At 67.4% G+C, this 1735-nt stretch carries 2 protein-coding genes; both read left to right on the top strand.

Annotation, left to right across the window (positions count from 1 at the left end):
- On the top strand, window positions 1-1294 hold a 1294-nt coding region (locus tag ABNS06_RS10255), incomplete at its 5' end, for a CoA transferase (protein ID WP_348674425.1).
- An 84-nt stretch (window positions 1295-1378) separates the two neighbouring features.
- Window positions 1379-1735: beta-ketoacyl synthase N-terminal-like domain-containing protein (locus ABNS06_RS10260; protein WP_348674427.1), on the top strand; the 357-nt coding region annotated here is incomplete at its 3' end.

The following is a 1735-nucleotide window of genomic DNA, read 5'->3' on the forward strand; positions in this document are numbered from 1 at the left end:
ACGCCAACCCTCACGCCAACCCTCACGCCAACCCTCACGCCAACCCTCACGCCAACCCTCACGCCAACCCGCGCGCCCATCCGCCGCGCCCGCCCCGGCCTCGCGCGGCGGACCGCTGGCCGGTGTGCGCGTCGTCGAGCTGACCAAGGTCTGGGCCGGCCCGTTCGTGGGCAAGCTGCTCGCTTTCCTGGGCGCCGAGGTGATCCGCGTCGAGAGCATGTCCTCGCTGGACGTGACCCGGGTCTACGGCGTCAAGGACATGAACAAGGCTCCCGGCTTCATGGCGGTGAATCCGCAAAAGCTGAGCGTGCAGATCAACATGAAGACCGCCGAAGGCATCGGCCTGATCCGCGATCTGCTCGCCGAATCCGACATGGTCATCCAGAACCTGCGACCCGGCGCCGTCGAGCGCCTGGGCCTGGACTACGCCGCCGCGAAGGCCGCGAATCCGGACATCGTCTACGTGTCCATGGGCATGTACGGCAGCGACGGACCACTGGCCCGGGAAACCGGCTACGCGCCACTGTTCGCGGCGCTGGGTGGGGTCAGCCTGCTGGTCGGCAACGAAGATGAACCGCCGGGCGGCATGAACGTGCGCTACGCCGATTCCACCTTCGGCTGCGCCGCCGCCTTCGCCGGTGTCGCCGCCCTGCTGCACAAGCGACGCGGTGGCTCCGGTCAGTTCATCGACGTCTCCGCCGTGGAAAGCATGACCAGCATGATCGGCGACACGGTCATGGACTACGCGCTCAACGGCGTCGTGCACGAATGCGACGGCAACCGCCACGGGGAGATGGCGCCGCACGGAACCTACCGCTGCGCCGATGGCGACTGGCTGGGCATCGCCGCGTCATCCGATGCGGTCTGGCAAGCGCTGGCCGGCGCGATGGGACAACCGGAACTGGCCTCGGATGCCCGCTTCGCATCGTTGGCCGCACGCAAGGCCAACGAAGCCGAGCTGGATGCGATCGTCGGCGACTGGGCCGCCGGGCAAGAGGCCGCCGATGCCGCCGCACGCTTGCAGGCCGCGGGCGTCGCGACGGCCAAGTCCCAGAGTTCAATGGACATGATCGCCGACGCCCATCTGTGGGCACGAGGCTTTTACCCCGACGTCACCGATGCCACTGGCGCCAGCCGCCCCATCGTCGGACCATCCTGGACGATGTCGCGTCCGGCCGCGATCCTCGATGGAGCGCCGCATCTCGGGCAGCACAACGACTACGTGTTCGGCGAGGTCATGGGGCTCTCGACCGACGAGCAGACCCGACTGGCAGCCGACGGGATCATCCACTGAGCCGCAATCCGGCGCTGCTAAGCTTTCACCACAACCGTGGCGCGAAGAACTCGCGCGCAACACCCCCAACCTCGGAGAACTCTCATGACCCAGGATGTCATCGTCGCCGGCGTCGGCATGATTCCCTTCGCCAAGCCCGGAAAGTCGGAGACCTACCCGGTCATGGCATCCCAGGCCACATCGCTGGCGCTGAGCGATGCCGGTGTCGCCTACACCGACATCCAGCAGGCCTATGTCGGCTACGTCTATGGCGATTCCACCTGCGGCCAGCGTGCGCTGTACGAGGTCGGCATGACCGGCATCCCGATTTTCAACATCAACAACAACTGCTCCACCGGCTCCACCGCCCTCTACCTGGCCCGCCAGGCCATCGAGCACGGCGTGGCCGAGTGCGTGCTGGCGGTGGGCTTCGAGCAGATGGCCCCGGGGGCCATCGTGGAG

The sequence above is a fragment of the uncultured Abyssibacter sp. genome, from assembly GCF_964000955.1.
Classification (GTDB): domain Bacteria; phylum Pseudomonadota; class Gammaproteobacteria; order Nevskiales; family OUC007; genus Abyssibacter.